2 protein-coding genes are annotated in these 2,797 nt (G+C 66.2%); both read left to right on the plus strand.

Features of this window, described 5'->3' with window-relative positions:
• Positions 1–294: 294 nt before the first annotated feature.
• Entirely contained in the window at positions 295–1,254 is a 960-nt protein-coding gene (gene ctaC / locus AOK11_RS14465) for an aa3-type cytochrome oxidase subunit II (protein WP_055594120.1), read from the plus strand.
• Positions 1,251–2,797 (plus strand): aa3-type cytochrome oxidase subunit I (gene ctaD, locus AOK11_RS14470; protein WP_055594121.1); only part of this gene is annotated, 1,547 nt, incomplete at its 3' end. The genes ctaC and ctaD, both read left to right, overlap by 4 nt.

The raw sequence follows: 2,797 nt of genomic DNA on the forward strand, positions 1-2,797 counted from the left end.
GGGGAGGGGAACCGGGAGGGGTGAGGGCGCGAGCGCCCCGAGCCCTTCGCGGCTGCCGTGCCCGGCCGTTGCCACCACACAAGCCGCACTCCTGACCATTGGGTGTGCCTTCCGACCCCTTCGGGGTGACGGGCGGCGCGTATGACCCCCTCCCCGCGACCCCCCGGAAGGCGTCGGCTAGGGTTTGGTCCGCATAAACATCCAAACCCCTGCCCGACGCAGGGCGGCGACCGACCAGCGAGAAGGCCAGGCCGCAGCCGTACAGCGCGGGCGAGACTCTCGGGAAGGCGCTACGTGAGTCCCAACGGCTCCGACCGCTCGCCGCGGCGCCCGATGCGGCGGAAGCTGCTGCAGGCACTGACCGCGGGCCTGGTCCTGGCAACCGCCACAGGTTGCACATGGGAGGACTTCCCCCGCCTTGGTATGCCCACCCCCACCACGGAAGAGGCTCCGCTGATCCTCTCCCTGTGGCAGGGGTCCTGGGCCGCCGCGCTCGCCATCGGCGCGCTGGTGTGGGGCCTGATCCTGTGGAGTGCTTTCTTCCACCGGCGCAGCCGCACCAAGGTCGAGGTACCTCCGCAGACCCGCTACAACATGCCCATCGAGGCGTTGTACACCGTGGTTCCGCTCATCATCGTTTCCGTCTTCTTCTACTTCACGGCCCGGGACGAGTCCGAGCTGATGAAGCTCGATGCGAAGCCGGACGTCACCGTGAACGTCGTCGGCTTCCAGTGGAGCTGGTGCTTCAACTACATCGAGAACGTCGAGGGTTCCACCGGCGACGCCAAGACCGACAAGGCACTCGAGGCGGTCCCGGACCTCTACAAGGATGCCTTCCCGGCCAACGCCGGCGGTGTCAACGACTGCGGAACCCCCTCGACGCGGAACCCGCAGACCAACAACCCGGGCCCCACCCTGTGGCTGCCCGAGGGCAAGCGGGTCCGCTTCGTCCTGACCTCGCGGGACGTCATCCACTCCTTCTGGGTGGTGCCGTTCCTGATGAAGCAGGACGTCATTCCGGGCCACCCCAACGCCTTCGAGGTGACCCCCAACCGTGAGGGCACCTTCCTCGGCAAGTGCGCCGAGCTCTGCGGCGTGGACCACGCCCGGATGCTCTTCAACGTGAAGGTCGTCTCCCCCGAGCGCTACGAGCAGCACCTCAAGGAGCTCGCGGAGAAGGGGCAGACCGGTTACGTTCCCGCCGGCATCGATCAGACGAGCCACGAGAAGAACCGGGAGGCGAACATCCTGTGAGCATTCTCAATGAAGCCCAGGGTGCCGCAGCGGCTGTGGACTCCTACGAGAGCGAGCAGCCGGTCCGGCGCAAGCAGCCCGGCAACGTGGTCGTCAACTGGCTCACCACCACCGACCACAAGACCATCGGCACCATGTACCTGGCGTCGTCGTTCGTGTTCTTCTGCATCGGTGGCGTGATGGCGCTCGTCATGCGCGCCGAGCTGGCCCGGCCGGGTCTGCAGATCATGTCGAACGAGCAGTTCAACCAGGCGTTCACGATGCACGGCACGGTCATGCTGCTGATGTTCGCGACGCCCTTGTTCTCCGGTTTCGCGAACTGGATCATGCCGCTCCAGATCGGCGCCCCCGACGTCGCCTTCCCGCGGCTGAACATGTTCGCCTACTGGCTGTTCACGTTCGGCTCGCTGATCGCGCTGGGCGGCTTCCTCACCCCCGACGGCGCGGCCAGCTTCGGCTGGACCGCCTACTCCCCGCTGACGGACGTCATCCGCTCGCCGGGTGTCGGCGGGGACATGTGGATCATGGGCCTGGCCCTCTCCGGCTTCGGCACCATTCTCGGCGCGGTCAACTTCATCACCACGATCATCTGCATGCGCGCTCCCGGCATGACGATGTTCCGCATGCCGATCTTCACCTGGAACGTGCTGCTGACCGGTGTGCTGGTCCTGCTCGCCTTCCCGGTGCTCGCGGCGGCGCTCTTCGCGCTCGAGTACGACCGGAAGTTCGGCGGGCACATCTTCGACCCGGCCAACGGCGGGTCGCTGCTCTGGCAGCACCTGTTCTGGTTCTTCGGCCACCCCGAGGTCTACATCATCGCGCTGCCGTTCTTCGGCATCGTCTCCGAGATCATCCCGGTCTTCTCCCGCAAGCCGATCTTCGGCTACATGGGCCTGATCGGCGCGACCATCGCGATCGCGGGCCTGTCGGTGACGGTGTGGGCGCACCACATGTACGCCACGGGCGGTGTGCTGCTGCCGTTCTTCTCCTTCATGACCTTCCTGATCGCGGTCCCCACCGGGGTGAAGTTCTTCAACTGGCTGGGCACCATGTGGAAGGGGTCGCTGAGCTTCGAGACCCCGATGCTCTGGTCGGCGGGCTTCCTGGTGACCTTCCTCTTCGGCGGTCTGACCGGCGTCATCCTGGCCTCGCCGCCGCTGGACTTCCACGTCACCGACTCCTACTTCGTGGTGGCGCACTTCCACTACGTGGTGTTCGGCACCGTGGTCTTCGCGATGTTCGCCGGCTTCCACTTCTGGTGGCCGAAGTTCACCGGCAAGATGCTCGACGAGCGGCTCGGGAAGATCACCTTCTGGACGCTGTTCGCCGGCTTCCACGGCACCTTCCTGGTCCAGCACTGGCTGGGCGCCGAGGGCATGCCCCGCCGCTACTCCGACTACCTGGCGGCCGACGGCTTCACCGCGCTGAACACGGTCTCGACCATCGCCTCGTTCCTGCTCGGCATGTCGATGCTGCCGTTCTTCTACAACGTCTGGAAGACGGCCAAGTACGGCAAGAAGATCGAGGTCGACGACCCGTGGGG

Origin of the sequence: Streptomyces hirsutus, assembly GCF_001418415.1 — a bacterium.
Classification (GTDB): domain Bacteria; phylum Actinomycetota; class Actinomycetes; order Streptomycetales; family Streptomycetaceae; genus Streptomyces; species Streptomyces hirsutus.